This window comes from Streptomyces sp. NPDC056580, assembly GCF_042793175.1.
Lineage (GTDB): Bacteria > Actinomycetota > Actinomycetes > Streptomycetales > Streptomycetaceae > Streptomyces.
Map to the genome: position 1 here is coordinate 272933 of NZ_JBHTVE010000003.1, position 15584 is coordinate 288516.

General features: G+C 72.9%; 12 protein-coding genes. 10 read left to right on the plus strand and 2 right to left on the minus strand.

The annotated features are described in order from the left end of the window. Positions 1 to 5: 5 nt before the first annotated feature. Positions 6 to 5720 (minus strand): SDR family NAD(P)-dependent oxidoreductase, encoded by a 5715-nt coding sequence (locus ACFQ9Z_RS07895; protein ID WP_383012519.1) that lies wholly within the window; start codon positions 5718 to 5720, stop codon positions 6 to 8. Positions 5721 to 5731: 11 nt separating this feature from the next. Beyond that, positions 5732 to 6031, minus strand: a complete 300-nt coding sequence (locus ACFQ9Z_RS07900; protein ID WP_383012522.1) for an acyl carrier protein — start codon at positions 6029 to 6031, stop codon at positions 5732 to 5734. Positions 6032 to 6192: 161 nt separating this feature from the next. Here ACFQ9Z_RS07900 and ACFQ9Z_RS07905 point away from each other — a divergent pair, with 161 nt between their 5' ends. The 10 genes from ACFQ9Z_RS07905 to ACFQ9Z_RS07950 all read left to right on the plus strand — a co-directional run bounded on the left by ACFQ9Z_RS07905 (position 6193) and on the right by ACFQ9Z_RS07950 (position 15513). Then, entirely contained in the window at positions 6193 to 7824 is a 1632-nt protein-coding gene (locus ACFQ9Z_RS07905; protein ID WP_383012525.1) for an aldehyde dehydrogenase family protein, read from the plus strand. A gap of 35 nt (positions 7825 to 7859) precedes the next feature. Next, on the plus strand, positions 7860 to 9002 hold the full coding sequence (locus ACFQ9Z_RS07910; RefSeq protein WP_383012528.1) for an acyl-CoA dehydrogenase: 1143 nt from the start codon (positions 7860 to 7862) through the stop codon (positions 9000 to 9002). 118 nt (positions 9003 to 9120) lie between these two features. Continuing rightward, a complete protein-coding gene (locus ACFQ9Z_RS07915) occupies positions 9121 to 10425 on the plus strand; it encodes an aspartate aminotransferase family protein (RefSeq protein WP_383012531.1) in 1305 nt (434 codons plus the stop codon). A 2-nt stretch (positions 10426 to 10427) separates the two neighbouring features. After that, positions 10428 to 10910: a type II toxin-antitoxin system RatA family toxin gene (locus ACFQ9Z_RS07920; protein ID WP_143630778.1), complete on the plus strand. Its 483-nt coding sequence runs from the start codon at positions 10428 to 10430 to the stop codon at positions 10908 to 10910. A gap of 21 nt (positions 10911 to 10931) precedes the next feature. Continuing rightward, on the plus strand, positions 10932 to 11462 hold the full coding sequence (locus ACFQ9Z_RS07925; RefSeq protein WP_383012534.1) for a hypothetical protein: 531 nt from the start codon (positions 10932 to 10934) through the stop codon (positions 11460 to 11462). Next, a complete protein-coding gene (locus tag ACFQ9Z_RS07930) occupies positions 11462 to 12013 on the plus strand; it encodes a flavin reductase family protein (RefSeq protein WP_383012537.1) in 552 nt (183 codons plus the stop codon). Before ACFQ9Z_RS07925 ends, ACFQ9Z_RS07930 begins: the two co-directional genes overlap by 1 nt. Beyond that, positions 12010 to 12990, plus strand: coding sequence for a VlmB-like protein (locus tag ACFQ9Z_RS07935; protein WP_383012540.1), 981 nt, complete (start codon positions 12010 to 12012; stop codon positions 12988 to 12990). The genes ACFQ9Z_RS07930 and ACFQ9Z_RS07935 overlap by 4 nt, the downstream gene beginning before the upstream one ends. Continuing rightward, positions 12987 to 13994, plus strand: a complete 1008-nt coding sequence (locus ACFQ9Z_RS07940; RefSeq protein WP_383012543.1) for a beta-ketoacyl-ACP synthase III — start codon at positions 12987 to 12989, stop codon at positions 13992 to 13994. Before ACFQ9Z_RS07935 ends, ACFQ9Z_RS07940 begins: the two co-directional genes overlap by 4 nt. Positions 13995 to 14062: 68 nt before the next feature. Then, positions 14063 to 14293, plus strand: coding sequence for a phosphopantetheine-binding protein (locus ACFQ9Z_RS07945; RefSeq protein ID WP_143630783.1), 231 nt, complete (start codon positions 14063 to 14065; stop codon positions 14291 to 14293). After that, complete coding sequence (locus tag ACFQ9Z_RS07950) at positions 14293 to 15513, plus strand: beta-ketoacyl synthase (protein WP_143630784.1); 1221 nt, start codon at positions 14293 to 14295, stop codon at positions 15511 to 15513. The genes ACFQ9Z_RS07945 and ACFQ9Z_RS07950 overlap by 1 nt, the downstream gene beginning before the upstream one ends. Positions 15514 to 15584: the final 71 nt, after the last annotated feature.

A 15584-nucleotide genomic window follows, 5' to 3' on the forward strand; every position in this document is an offset into this window, starting at 1 on the left:
GTCCGTCACGCGGCCGGTGCCGGGCCGATCCGCTCGCCGAGGAAGCCGGCGAGCTGCCGTACCGTCGGGTGGTCGTGGGTGAGGGAGGCCGGCAGGGGCAGCCGGAAGGCCTGCTCCAGACCGGACCTGACCTGCTGGGCCATCAGCGAGTCCAGGCCCAGCGACACGAACTCGGTGTTCGGATCCAGTTCGTCGCCCTCCTCGAGGTGCAGCACGGCGGCGACCTTCTCCCGGACCACGGCGGTGACGGCCGTGGCGCGTTCCGCCGGGGACAGGGCGGCGAGCGCCGCGACGTCGAGGCCGTCGTCCTCCTCGAGGGCCCGGCGGGCCAGGCGGTCGAAGAACAGGTCTCCGGTGACCCGGCCCGCCATGTAGCGGTCCCAGTCGAAGTCGCCCACCACGCGCTGGCTGCGCGGCCGGTCCCAGAGGCTGACCAGGGTGTTCAGGGCCCGGGTCGGCGAGAACAGGTGGACGCCGCCGCGCTCCAGCTCCTGGATGAGGACGTCGTTCATGCGGGAGGACATGCCGACCCGGGACCAGGAGCTCCAGTTGAGGGCGAGTCCGGGCAGGCCGCGGCGGGCGCGCCAGTCGGCGAGGCCGTCGAGGGCCGCGTTGCCGGCGGCGTAGTGCCCCTGGGCGACGAAGCCGCCGAGCACCGAGGAGACCGAGGAGTACACGACGAAGAACTCCAGGTCGGGGAAGGCCTGTTCGGTGGCCTCGTGGAGCAGCCAGCCGCCGTACGCCTTCGCCTCGAGCTGGTCCTCGATGGACTCCCAGGTGAGTTCGGAGATCAGCCGTTCGTCGTAGGAGCCGCCGGCGGCGTGCACGATGCCGCCGAGGGAGTGCGGTCCGCCCTCGATGTGCCGCACCAGCCGGGCGACGTCCTCGGCCCGGCCGAGGTCGGCGCGGACGATGTCGACCTCCGCCTCCTCGGCGAGGCCGGCGAGCAGCTCGGCGGCCTCGGGGGCGGGCTTGCCGCTGCGGCTGACCAGTGTCAGGTGCCGGGCGCCGAGCGCGGCCAGCTTGCGGGCGGTGGCCAGGCCCAGGCCGCCGAGGCCGCCGGTGACGAGGTAGGTGCGGTCGTCGCGCAGGCCGGCCGGCTGCCGCTCGGCGCTCTCGCTCCGCCGGGCCGCCGGGTCCTCGGGCAGGGACACCCAGACCGGGCCGGCGGGGTCGGCCAGGGTGGTGCGCAGCGCCTCGCCGGTCTCGTCGAGGCCGAAGCGGGCCGCCGCGTCCGCGGGCGCCGGGGCGTGCACGACGGCGGTCGCGGGCACGGTGAGCGTGGAGCGGAAGGTGCCGTCGTGGCGGACGAGGACCTCGTCGCCCGCCGCGAAGCCGGTGCCCGCCCCGGCGGCCAGCACCGTGCCGTGCGCGGTGCGGCCGAGCAGGGGCGGCGGCGTGTCCCCGGCGTCCTCCTCCGCGTCCTCCTCGCGGTCGGCGCGGCCGGTGTCCAAGGCGGTGCGGGCGTCCTCGGCGGTCAGGCCCACCAGGCGGACCCGGACCTGGACCTCGTCCCCGGCGGGCTCCCGGCCCGCGGCCGGGGCGAGCGCCAGGTCGGACAGGTCGCCGGACTCGGCGGCGCGCAGTTCGAAGTCGCCGCTCCAGTCGAGCGCCTCGTCACCGGCGAGCAGCCGGCGGACGTAGCGGCGGCCGGACCGGTAGGCGACCTGGTACTCGCCGGCCGGCTCGGTGCGCCACTCCTCGAGCAGCGGGGCCAGACCGCTGCCCGGGGCGAGGTCGACCAGGGTGGAGCGCAGTTGCGGGTACTCGGTGAGCAGCACCCGCCCGAAGCCCCACAGGGTGGCGGCGGCGAGGTGGCCGCCGTCGCCCGCCGGGTCGCCGGGCAGCGCCTGGGCGCCCTGGGTGACCAGCCACAGCCGCGGCGGCCTGGACAGGCCGGCCGCGTCCAGCACGCCGACGACGGCGAGCAGTTCGCGGTAGTTGTCCTCGCACTCGGCGCGCAGCCGGGCCACGGACATCTCGCCGGGCCGGGTGCGCCAGACGCGGACGATGTCGGTGACGGTCGGGTCCTCGAGGACGGTCTTGAGCTCGGTCGGGTCGGCGAGCCAGGTGACCTTCAGACCGGGCTCGCCGGCGAGTTCGGCGGCGCGGCCGGCGGCCGGGTCGAGCAGCACGGCGTGCCGTTCGGCGGGCGCGGCGGCGCCGGCGGGCAGGGCCCGGCGGATCCACTCGGGGCGGTGCAGGAAGCGGCGGCGGCCGGTGCGGTCCTCGGGGCGGGCCAGCCGGACGCCGAGGAGTTCGGCGACCGGGTCGCCGTTCTCCAGCAGCAGCACGTCGGCGAGGCGGCGGTCCTGGTCGCCGCGGATCCGGGCGAGGACGCGCAGGTCCTCGCCGCGCGGCTTGCGGAAATGCCGCACGGAGGCGATCTCGCGGGGCACGAACACCGGGCCCTCGGGGTCGAGGACGACCAGCGCCTGGGCGGCGGCCTCCAGCAGCTCCGCCGGGACGTGTTCGACGGCGGTGGCGTCGCGGCCGGTCAGTTCGCCGGTGACGACGCCGTCACCGTGCCGGGTGACGTGCTGGAGCAGCCGCATGCGTGGGCCGGCGGGGCGGCCGACGGAGGCGAGGTCGGTGTAGATGTCCTCGTCGTCGATGCGCTGCCCGGCCGGGGCCAGCGCGGCGTCCAGCTCGGCCAGTTCCGAGACGGGGACGAGCGCCTCGCGTTCGGCGGCGACCACGGCGGTGGCGTGCGGGTTCTCCTCGCCGCCGACCACGCTGAACACCTCGATGTCGGCGCCGCCAGCGGGGCGCGGCCGCCAGCGGGTGGTCAGGGTCAGGGTGGTCTCGGCGGGCAGCTCCAGCGGGGCGAGCAGCCTGAGGTCGCGGATCGCGGAGCGGGTGTGGCCCTGGACCGCGTCCTGCCCGGCGAGCAGCAGGTCGACGTAGGCGCCGGCGGGCAGGGTGGCACGGCCGCCGTCGGCGAGGTCGGCGAGCGCGCCGAGCTCCTCGGCGGTGAACTCCGCGGTGAACTCCCGCACGCCGCTGGCGAACCGCTCCTCGGTGCCGAGCAGCAGGTGCCGGGCGCTTCCGCCGGCGGCGGACCGCCGGGGGGTGACGGAGGGCAGCCAGTAGCGCTTGCGCTGGAAGGCGTACGTGGGCAGGTCCACCTTGGCCGGGGTGGCGTACCCGGCGTGGTAGCCCTGCCAGGAGACGCCGAGCCCGGCGGCGTAGTAGTCGGCGAGCGCGGTCAGGGTGGTGCCCGTGGTGGTGTCGCGGCGGCGCAGGCTGGCCAGCCACAGGTGGTCCTCGACGGTGACGCCGCGGCGGGCGAGCGCGGTGAGCGCGGCCTGCGGGCCGACCTCGATCAGGGCGTGCCGGCCGCGCTTGGCGACGGCGCGGATGCCGTCGAGGAAGCGGACGGGCTCGCCGATGTGCCGCACCCAGTAGTCGGCGTTGCCGATCTCCCGGAGGCGGGCCAGGCGACCGGTGACGTTGGAGATCAGGCTGATCTTCGGCTCGTGGAAGGCGATGCCGTCCAGGGCGGCCCGGAAGTCGTCGTAGACCTCCGCCATCAGCGGCGAGTGGAAGGCGTGCGAGACGGTGAGCCGGTCCACCCGGAAACCCCGGCCGGCGAGGACGGCGGTGACCTCGTCGAGGGCGGCGGTGGCGCCGGAGACGACGGTCTGGTCGGGGGCGTTGACCGCGGCCAGCGCCAGGTCGTCGCGGCCCTCCAGCAGCGGGGCGACCTCCTCGGCGGGCGCGGCGACCGCGGCCATGCCGCCCTCGGCGCGCACCGCCTGCATCAGCCGGGCGCGGGCGGCGACCAGCTTCACGGCGTCGGGCAGGGTGAACAGGCCGGCGACGGCGGCCGCGACGACCTCGCCGATGCTGTGCCCGATGAGCACGTTCGGGCGTATCCCCCAGGCCATCCACTGCTGGGCGAGGGCGTACTCCAGGGTGAACAGGGCCGGCTGGGTGTACTCGGTGCGGTCGATGGCCTCCGGGTCGGCCGCGGTGCCGAGCAGCAGCTCGCGCACCGAGCAGCCGAGGTGGCCGGCGAAGAGGCGGTCGCACTCGTCGACGCGGTCGCGGAAGACGGGCAGCGCCTCGTAGAGGGCGGCGCCCATGCCGGCGTACTGCGAGCCCTGTCCGGTGAACATGAAGGCGGTCTTGCGGATGCCGGTGGGGCCCTCGTGCTCGGCCTCGGCGGCCCGGTCCAGCAGCCGGGTGAGCGCGGCGCGGTCGGCGACCGGGGCGGCGACGCGGTAGGGGTGGTGGGTGCGCGCGACGTTGGCGGTGTACGCGAGGGCGTCGACCGGCAGGTCCGGGTCGTCCTCGAGCAGTCGCCGGTAGCGGTCGGCCTGTTCGCGCAGGGCGCCGGCGCTCTTCGCGGACAGGGTGAACACGGGGGCGGCGTGCGGGAGCGCGGACTCCTCGCGCCCGGCCGGCTCCGGCGCCTCCTCCAGCACGACCGCGCCGATGGTGCCGGCGAAGCCGAAGCTGTTGACGACGCCCCGCTTGACGTCGGCCTGCCAGGGCTCGCACTCGGTGGGCACCCGCAGCGGGTACAGGTCCCAGGGGATGCGCCCCGAGGGGGTGTTGAGGTTGACGTGCGGGTAGACCGTGCCGGAGCGGAGCTGCAGCACGGTCTTGATGACGCCGACGATGCCGGAGGCCGGCTCCATGTGCCCGAGGTTGGTCTTGACCGAACCGACCAGCACCGGCCGGTCCTTGGTGTGGGAGTCGACGAACACGTCGCCGATGGCGCCGAACTCGATGGGGTCGCCGAGCGGCGTGCCGGTGCCGTGCGCCTCGACGTAGGAGATGTCCTCGGGGCCGAGGTGGGCGGCGGCCAGCGCGCTGCGGATGACCTTCTCCTGGGCGGGGCCGTTGGGCACGGTCAGGCCGGCGCTGTCGCCGTCCTGGCCGACCGCCGTGCCGCGCACCAGGGCGAGCACGCGGTCGCCGTCGCGCCGGGCGTCGGAGAGCCGCTTGAGGACGACGATGCCGCAGCCCTCGGCACGCGCGTAGCCGTCGGCGGCCTCGTCGAAGGTCTTGCAGTGGCCGTCCGGGGCGAGCATCTGGGCGTTGGAGAACATCACCGGGATGCGCGGGTGGTGCAGGGCGTTGACGCCGCCGCACAGCGCGATGTCGCTCTCGCCGGCGCGCAGCGCCTGCACGGCCAGGTGCAGGGCGACCAGCGAGGAGGAGCAGGCGGTGTCGACGCTCATGCTCGGGCCGCGCCAGCCGAGGAAGTAGGACAGCCGGCCGGACAGCGGGAACATGGTGATGCCGGAGGCGAGGTGGCCGTCCAGCTCCTCGTACGGCAGCGAGTCCAGTTCGAGGGCGTAGTCGATGGAGCTGGCGCCGATGTACACGCCGCCGTTGCCGCGGCGCAGCGGCGCCGGGTCGATGCCGGCGTGCTCCAGGGCCTGCCAGGCGGTCTCCAGCAGCAGCCGCTGCTGGGGGTCCATGTAACGGGCTTCCTTCGGGCTGATGTTGAAGAAGCCGGCGTCGAACAGGTCGATGCGGTCGAGGAACCCGCCGGCCGAGGCGATGATCTTGCCCTTGTCGTCGGGCCCCTCGGGCGTGAACGCCTCGACGTCCCAGCGGTCCCGGGGTATCGGCCCGATCCCGCTGCGGCCCTCCCGCAGGAAGGCGTCGAACTCGTCGGGCGAGCCGCTGCCGCCGGGGAACCGCAGACCGATTCCGACGATCGCGACCGGCTCGGGCGCCTGCTCTGATTCCGTACGCGGCATGGAACGACTCCTCAAGCGTCCTGGATTTCCTGGGTCAGGTGGTCCACGAGATGGGCGACCGTCGGCTCGTTGAAGAGCACGTTGGCGTTGATCGACAGGTCCAGGAGCTGCTCCAGGCTCTGCCGTATCTCGGTCAGCCGCAGCGAGGTGAGGCCGAGATCGAAATAGCTGATGTCGAAGGGGAGTTCCTCGGAATCGTCCATGAGCAGAACCGCCCTGAACTTCTCCAGGACGATTGACTCGATCTCTTCGGCGAGTTCGCTGCGCGGCAGGTCGCGCAACCGCTCGATCGTGCTGTCGACAGGTGGCATGCGGTCATGCAAGCAGCGCCGGCTGACGCCCCGCTGACAGCGGGACGCCGGCCGGGTTGGCCGGATCGGGGCGGTCAGTCACGTGTCAGCGCCGGGTCAGATTCCGCTGTCAGGCTCGCATTGCTTCAAGAAATCCACACGCCATATCCGAAAGGCTGAAGATGCTTCGCGAAGCCACGCAGGAGGAGAGTGCTGAGGCACCTTCCGGATTGAAGAGTTACGACCTCTACATCGCGGGCAAGGACGTGGCCGGCGACGGCTGGGTCTACACCGTCAGCGGGCGCTCCCTGCTGGAAGACGTTTTCACGAGCGTCAGCCTGAAGCGCTCCCTCGAACAGGACCCGGAGTCCGAGGCGGCCAAGCATCCCTACGTCGTCGGGCGCTGCGCGATCGCGGACGACTCCGCGATCGACCTGGCCTCCCAGGCGGCCGCCGCGGCCGCCCCCGACTGGGCGGCCGTTCCACTGGAGCGGCGGATGCAGCTCGGCACCCGCTTCCGCGAGGAACTGATCAAGCACCAGGACGAGTTCCTGCGGATGCTGGTCGCCGAGTCCCACCCCGTGAAGCTCGCCCGGTGGGAGCTGAGCTGCCTGCTGCAGATCTACGCCCCGGGCTCCCTGCGCTGGTATCTGAAGCAGATGCGGGTGGAGAAGGAGTACAACGGCCGCAAGCTGATCCTGCACCGCCAGCCGGACGGCGTCGTCGCCTTCAACCCGCCGCAGAACGCCCCGCTGCCGAGCGCCGCCCTGTGCGTGCTGGCGCTGATGGCGGGCAACGCCGTGGTGGTGCGGGCGCCGCGCTCGATCGCGCTGTCGACCATGTGGTTGCTCCGGGACATCGTCGCCCCGCTGCTGGAGGAGATCGACGCGCCGGCCGGTGTGCTGAACGCGGTGTGCTCCAACCCCAAGCAGACCATGGACCGCTGGATCGCCGACCCGCTGATCGACGACATCTTCTACATCGGCGGCAGCCAGGAGGGCCTGCGCTTCGAGCAGAGCTGCGTGGCGCACGGCAAGAAGCCGATCCTCGAACTCGCCGGCAACGACGGCATCGTGGTCTGGAAGGACGCCGACGTGAAGTGGGCGGCCGAGGCCATCACCGAGTCGTTCTACGGCTCCGGGCAGATCTGCATGGTGCCCAACTACGTCCTGGTCCACCCGGAGATCGCCGATACGCTGATCGCCGAGGTGAAGGAGCAGGTCAAGGGCATCAGGCCGGGCCTGCCCGAGGAGGAGGACGTGCTGCTGTCGCCGGTCAGGCGCAGCGAGCGCTTCTTCCGGCTGCTGCGCCAGGCGCTGGACAACGGCGCCGAGCTGCTCACCGGCGGCAACCGCACCGAGGTCGACGGCACGGTGTCGGAGACGGGTGTCTTCCTGCAGCCGACGGTGGTGCGGGTGGACGGCCTGGACCGGGCCCGGACGTACGACGTGGTCCGCGAGGAGACGTTCTTCCCGCTGATCCCGATCGTGGTGCCCGAGCGGGACAACGACGACGCCCTGCTGGAGGCCTTCCTGCAGTTCGTCAACAGCAACGACTACGGGCTGCGCAACTCCCTGTGGTCGCGCTCGGACCACGTCATCGAGACCTTCGTGCGCCGGGTGGTCAACGGCGGTCTGCTGAAGGTCAACGACTCCCACATCGGCTTCCTGCCGTACCTGCCGAGCCACGGCGGCACCGGCCGCACCGGCGGCGCCTTCGGCGAGGCCAACTACCCGATGCTCAAGACCTCCCACATCCAGGGAGTCAGCATCGCCCGCGACGTGAGCCCGTACGACGCGGTCTTCGGCGCCTGACCGTCTTCGCATCCGACGTCTTCCGGAGGTTTCCCGTGCGTTCCCTCGATGCTGCCCGGACCGTGTGCGAGCGGTTCCATCCCGGACTGCTCAAGGAGCTGGAGCAGATCCCGTACGCCGAGCGGGAGCAGCCCGGCAGCCCGGTGATCGACCTGTTCCGCATCCACGGCGGCGTGGGCCTGCTCATACCCGAGAGCTACGGCGGCCACGGCGCCGCCCCGCTGGAGGCGCTGCGGGTGCAGCTCGCGCTCGGCGCGCTGTCCCCGTCGCTGGTCGCGGCCGTTTCCATGCACCACTTCACCGCCGCGATGCTGTACTCGCTGGCGGTCAAGGACGGCCGGCTCACCGGCGCGCAGACCGAACTGCTGCACCGGATCGTCCCCGACCAGCAGGTGATGGCCTCCGGCTGGGCCGAGGGCCGCACCGCGCAGAACATCCTCAAGCCGGCCGTGACCGCGCGGCCCGTCGAGGGCGGCTTCCTGCTGTCCGGCTCCAAGAAGCCGTGCAGCCTGGCCCGTTCGATGAGCCTGCTCACCGCGTCCATCGCCATCCACGGCGAGGACGGCGGCGAGCCGGAGCTGGCGCTCGCGCTGGTGCCGGCCGACGCGCCGGGGCTGTCCGTGCACGCGTTCTGGGGCAACGACCTGCTGGCCGGCGCGGAGAGCGACGAGGTGCGCCTGGAGGACGTGTTCGTCCCCGCGGACATGGTCGTCCGGGCAGGCGCCGACGACCCGACCCGCCTCGACGACCTGCAGTCGGCCGGCTTCGTCTGGTTCGAGATGCTGATCTCCGCCGGGTACGCGGGCGCTGCCGCCGCCCTGGTGGAGCAGGTGCTGGAGCGGCGGCGGGGCAGCGCCGGTGACCGGGCCGCGCTCGCCGTGGACATGGAGGCGGCCCTCGCGCTGCTGGAGGGCGTGGCCCGCGGCACCGGCCACGAGCCCGGCGACGAGGAGTCGGTGGCCCGGGTGCTGGTCGCCCGGTACGCCGTGCAGAACGCGCTGCCGGACATCGTGGCGCGGGCGCTGGAGCTGCTCGGCGGCCTGGACTTCATCGTGAACCCGGCGAGCGCCCAGGTGGCCGCGGCGACCCGCGCCCTCGCCTTCCACCCGCCGTCCCGGCTCGCCGCCGCGGAGCCGCTGCTCGCGTACTTCGACGGGGGACCGCTGGTCCTGGCGTAGCGCCCGGCCGGACGAGCCGGGCGGGCGGCCGCGGATCCCCGCGGCACGGTCGCGCGGTACCCGGCCGCGGCACCCCACCGACGTTGTGAACCACCCACACCCTTGGAGTGAGCGACACGTGACCGTCATCCAGGACGCCCCGGCACCGGCGCCGGCCTCCGCCGCCGACGACGAGGCGGACATCCTCAACCTCTACCGGGCCCACCTCAGCAAGGGCCGCGCCACGCTCGCCGAGCTGTTCGGCAGCCACATGGAGACGGCGTCCGAGGGCGCCTGGCTCACCACCAGCGACGGCGAGCGCTTCCTGAACGCCGGCGGCTACGGCGTGTTCATCATGGGCGCCCGCCACCCGATCGTCATGGAGGAGGTGGAGCGCCAGCTGCGCACCCACCCCACCGCGACCCGCATCCTGCTGGAGCCGACGGTGGCCCGGGCCGCCGAGTCCCTGGTCTCCGTGCTGCCGCCCGGTCTCGACCGCGTGCACTTCGCGCTGTCCGGCGCCGAGGCGGTGGAGACGGGCCTGAAGCTGGCCCGCGCGAACGGGTTCAAGCGGACGATCTCGATGCGCGGCGGCTACCACGGCAAGACCCTGGGCGCCCTGTCGGCGACCGCCAAGGACGTCTACCAGGCGCCGTTCCGCCCGCTCGTCCCCGACTTCCAGCACCTGCCCTTCGGCGACGCCGACGCCCTGGAGGAGGAGCTGAGGGCCCACCCCGGCGAGGTCTGCGTGATCCTCGAGCCGGTTCAGGGCGAGGGCGGGGTCATCATCCCGCCGAAGGGCTACCTCAAGCGGGTCGAGGAACTGGTCCGGGAGTACGAGGGCTTCCTCATCCTCGACGAGGTGCAGTCCGGCTTCGGACGCCTCGGCGAGTGGTGGGGCGCCGACGTCGAGGGCGTCGTCCCGGACGTCCTGCTCACCGGCAAGGCGCTCGGCGGCGGGGTGATGCCGGTGTCGGCGGCCGTCGCCACCCGCAAGGCGTTCCGCCCCTTCGACAAGGACCCCTACGTCCACACCGCCACCTTCTCCGGCCAGCCGGTGCTGATGGCGGCGGTGCAGGGCGCGATCCGGGCGGTCAAGGAGGAGCGCCTGGTCACCCGCGCCATGGACCTCGGCGCCCGGCTGCTGCCGCGGATCGCGGAGGTCGCCCACCGCAACATCCCCGAGCTGGTCGTGGACGTGCGCGGCCGGGGCCTGCTCATCGGCGTGGAGCTCGTCGAGGCCGGACTGGCCGGCGAGCTGCTGATCGAGCTGTTCAACCACGGCGTGGTCGCCAACCACTCCATGAACGGCAGCTCGGTGGTGCGGTTCACCCCGCCCGCCGTGCTGGACGACACCGACGTGGACTTCCTCGTCGACTCCTTCGACCTGGCCACCCGCGACCTGATCAAGGGCGCGGCCAAAATGCCGGAAGGCGGTAACTGATCGTGCGGCACGTCGAACTCGATGCCCTGATACCCGCGGAGCAGGCCGAAACGGTCCTGCACGCCGTACGGCGCTGGGAGCGCTTCCCGGACCTGGCGCCCCACGTCAACGCGACCACCGTGCACGCCTCCTACCCCGACCCCAAGGCCTCCTCCAGCTGGGAGCTGCACTTCCGCAGCGGCCTGCTGCGCTGGACCGAGGACGACACGGTGCTGCCGGAGAGCGGCGAGATCCGCTTCGAGCAGTCCGACGGCGACTTCGACTCCTTCTCCGGGACCTGGTCCGTCCAGCAGGCCGGGGACGACGTCACCGTCCGCTTCGACGCCGAATTCGACTTCGGCATCCCGAGCCTGGAGGGCATCCTCGACCCGATCGCCGAGCGGGTCATCAAGGAGACCGTCGCCTGGGCGCTGACCGGCCTGTTCCCGGGTGTGCGCATCCAGGGCGGCATCGAACTCACCGAACCCGCCGCGGTCGGCGCCTAGGACCCTCGCGAGGAGCTGACCATGGACCAGGCGAACCCCTTCGAGACACCGCGCACGTACTCGCTGCACCGCGCCGAGTACCTGGTGGGCCTCGCCGTCACCACCGGACTGATCGTCTACCACTTCGGCGACATCCGCTGGCTGCCGGCGATCGGACTGTTCCTCTACATCGACCTGATCGGCTACATCCCCGGCGCCATCGCCTTCCGCAAGAGCGGGGGCCGGCCGATCCACAAGGCCTACTACGTCCTCTACAACGTCATGCACAGCCTCATCACGCAGGGCGTGGTGGCCGCGCTGTGGTGCTGGCTGGTCAAGCCGGAGTGGGCGCTGCTGGTGCTGCCGTTCCACCTGTTCGGCGACCGCGGCCTGTTCGGCAACTTCATGAAGTCCTTCGCGCTGCCCTTCGAGCCGGTGCGCCAGCAGGGCTACCTGCGGCTGCTGGACGACCTGGGCCTGCCCCACCCCAAGCCGGTCGGGCACGCCATGGACCCGGAGCCGGTCGGCCACGTCCCGGCGCGGCCGGTCGTCCGGGAGACGGAGGCCGTGTGATGACCACCGCGACCGATGTGCGCGCCGCCCGGCCGGTCCGCCAGGACCCGGCCGAGCGCCGCCGGGCGCTGTACCACCTGGCGTCCCCGGTGTCGGTGCTGACCACCGGTCCCGAGGACCGGATGCACGGCACCACCGCCAGCACGGTCACCCTCGTATCGCGCTCACCGCTGCTGGTGGGCGTGGTGCTGCGGGCCGGCTCGTCGTTCGCCCGGCTGGCCGCCGCCGAGGGCCGGTTCGCGATCAACGTGCTCGGCGGCGAGCAGGCCGACGTGGCCCGGCGGTTCGCGCACAGCGGCCGCCCGGACGGCGACGCGGCCTTCGCGGGCCTGGCCTGGACGGCGGACCGGTACGCGCACGCCCCGCTGATCGCGGGCGCCCTCGCGCACTACGTCTGCCGGTTCCACTCCGCGCACGCCGCGGGCGACAGCGAACTGCTGCTCGGCCATGTCGTACGCGCCACGGCCGACCAGGGTCTGCCGCTGTTCAGCTACGCCGGCGGGCTGTACGCCGGCTCCCTGCGCCCGGCGAAGGAGGCCGCCGCATCATGACCGCACCCGTTGCCCCCGAGGCGGACTGGGACAAGGCGCCCGGTCTGCTCGACGGCGCGAAGGAGCTCACCCTCGGCCCCGAGGAGTGCGACCTCGCCTACTGGATCACCTCGGTGGCCCAGGGAACCCTGCGCGACCGCGGGGTGACCGGCCACCACGAGAACGCGATCACGCCCGACTTCCTGAAGGCGCCCGGCCCGCTGCGCGAGGCGCTGGTGCTGGAGTTCGGCTTCCGCGCGCTGGCGGAGGAGCTGGCCACCCGGCTGCTCGGCCACTACGTGGCGATCGCGCCCGGCATCCCCGAGATGGAGTTCTACGCCACCCAGCTGATCGACGAGGCCCGGCACGCCCGGGTCTTCCGGCAGCACCTGGTGGACCTGGGCATCCCGGCGGGCACCCTGCTCAAGGACATCGACGAGATGGCCCGGGACTACCGCAAGCGGGTCCTGGACCCGGTGGTGGACTTCACCCTGGACATCGTGCGCGACAAGGCCGACTTCCCCGGCGGCGTCGCGGTGTTCGCCATCATCATCGAGGGTGTGCTCGCCCCCGCCGCCGAGCTGAGCGAGCGCAAGTGGACCCCGCTGTCCCCGGCGACCGGTGAGATCTCGCGGGGCACCGCGATCGACGAGATCCGCCATCTCACCGTGGCCAGCACCATTCTGCGCGACCACGTGATCGCGCACCCGGAGTACAAGCCGCGGCTGCTGGAGATCCTGCGCTCGGGCGTGAAGCTGTGGGACGAGATCCCGGACCGGGAGTTCGTCATCCACCGCGAGGAGCTGTTCCAGCAGGGCATGTTCGAGCACGCCGACAAGATCGGCGACTACGAGGTGTGGCCGGGCGTGCGGCTGCTCGACACCACCGCCGAGCAGCGCTACGACATGGCCGAGCAGTGGACCGACGAGATGGCCGAGGTCCGCATGGAGTACATGGGCCTCCCGGTGGAGGTCCTCGCCTCGGAGGCCGGCGCATGAGCACCGGGCGGGCCGCGGTCATCACGGGCATCGGCTCGTACGTCCCGCCCAACGTGGTGACCAACGACGACCTGTCCAAGCGGCTCGACACCTCCGACGCGTGGATCCGCTCCCGCACCGGGATCGTCGAGCGGTGCTTCATCTCCCCCGGCACCTCCACCGGCGACCTGGCGGTGGAGGCGGGCCTGAGGGCGCTGAAGTCGGCGGGCGACGAGCAGGTCGGGGCGGTGGTGCTGGCCACCACCACCCCCGACCAGCCCTGCCCGGCGACCGCGCCGCAGGTGGCGGCCCGGCTGGGGCTCGGGCAGGTGCCCGCCTTCGACGTGGCGGCCGTCTGCTCGGGCTTCCTGTACGGGCTTGCGTCGGCCGCCGGGCTCATCGCGGCCGGGGTGGCGGACAGCGTGCTGCTGATCGCCGCGGACGCCTTCACCACGATCATCAACCCCGAGGACCGCACCACCGCCGTGATCTTCGCCGACGGCGCGGGCGCGGTGGTGCTGCGGGCCGGCTCCGCCGACGAGCCCGGTGCGATCGGCCCGCTGGTGCTCGGCAGCGACGGCGAGCTGAGCCATCTGATCGAGGTGCCGGCCGGCGGTTCGCGGCAGCGTTCCACCGACCGGCCGGTCGACCCGGCGGACCGGTACTTCCAGATGCTGGGCCGGGAGACCTACCGGCACGCGGTGGAGCGGATGACCTCCGTCTCCACCGAGGCCGCCGAACGTGCCGGGTGGCGTCTGGAGGACGTCGACCGTTTCGCCGCACACCAGGCCAACGCCCGGATCCTCGAAGCGGTGGCCAAACGCCTCGGGCTGCCCGAGGACCGGCAGTTGAGCAACATCGACCGGGTCGGCAACACCGGTGCCGCCTCGATCCCGCTGCTGCTCGCCGAGGCCACCGCAGAGGGCCGGCTCGCCGCCGGACACCGGGTGCTGCTCACCGCGTTCGGCGGCGGGCTGGCCTGGGGCGCGGGCACCGTCGTCTGGCCGGAGCTGCAGACCATCTGACCGACCGTCAGTAACTCATACCGAATTCAGCGGTACGCGGGGTGCGTACGCCTTCGAAAGGAACCGACATGCTGGAGCAGCTCAAGGAAATCCTGTCCAACAAGCTCAAGGTGTCGCCCGAGTCGATCACTCCGGAGGCCTCCCGGGAGGACATCGAGCTGGACTCGCTCGCCGTGGTGGAGCTGTCGCTGCTGCTGAAGTCCGAGCTGGACCTGGACATCAGCGACGACGACCTCCTGGAGGCCGAGACCGTGGCCGACATGGTCCGGCTGATGGAGGAGCGGAGCGCGACGGTCTGATGGCCGGCATGGACATCGCCGTCACCGGACTCGGTCTGGTCACCCCCGGCGGCATCGGGGTCGGGCCGAGCTGGGCGGCGGTCTGCGACGGCAGGCCGGCCGCGGCCCTCGATCCGGTACTGGCGAACAACCCCGTACAGATCTCCTGCCGGGTGCCCGGCTTCGACCCCGAGACGCTGCTCAGTGCGCGGCGCGCCCATCGACTGGACCGGTTCGTGCAGTTCGCGCTGGTCGCCGCCCACGAGGCGGTGGCCGACGCGGGTCTGGACCCGCGGACCTGGGACGGCGCACGGGTGGGCGTGGTGCTGGGCTGCGCCGACGGCGGTCCGGGCACCGTCGAGGAGCAGCACCACGTGCTGCGCGAGCAGGGCGCCGACCGGGTGTCGCCGCTGCTGCTGCCCATGCAGCTCCCGAACATGCTGGCCGGTCAGACGGCCATCGAGTTCGGGGCGACCGGGCCCAACCTGGTGGTGGCCACCGCCTGCGCCTCGGGCGCGACCGCCATCGGGACCGCCCGGGACCTGCTCGCCCTCGGCCGCTGCGACATCGTCCTCGCGGGCGGCAGCGAGGCCATGATCACCCCACTGGTCATGGCCGGGTTCGCCCAGATGGGCGCGCTGTCGAAGCGGCACGACGACCCCGCGTCCGCCTCCCGCCCGTTCGACGTCGACCGGGACGGCTTCGTGGCCGGGGAGGGCGCCGGGATCCTCGTGATGGAACGGGTCGCGGACGCGAGGGCCCGCGGCGCCCACGTGCACGGCCGGATCATCGGCTACGGCGCCACCGCCGACGCCCACCACATGACGTCGCCCCACCCGGACGGCACCGGCATCGAGGCGGCGGTACGCGCGGCCCTGGCCGACGCGGGAGCCGATCCGGACGACGTGCAGCACGTCAACGCCCATGGGACTTCGACCCCGTTGAACGACCTGTCGGAGGCCCGCATGATCCAGCGGACCCTGCGCGGGGACCCGCTGGTCACGTCCACGAAGGGAGTCACCGGTCACCTGCTGGGCGCCGCCGGCGCGGTCGAGGCCGCGTTCGCCGTGCTCAGCGTCGAGCACGAGGTCATCCCGCCCGTCGCGGGCCTGGTCATGCCGGACCCGCGGATCGAGATCAAGCTGGCCCAGACCGTCACGTCGATGCCGATCGACCTGGCACTGAGCAACTCGCTGGGGTTCGGCGGGCAGAACACGGCCCTGGCCATCGCCCCCGCGTAGGCGCCGCCGGGTCCTGTCCGCCCGGCACGTCACAGCAGCCGTCCGCCGAGAACTCCCGGCGGGCGGCTGTC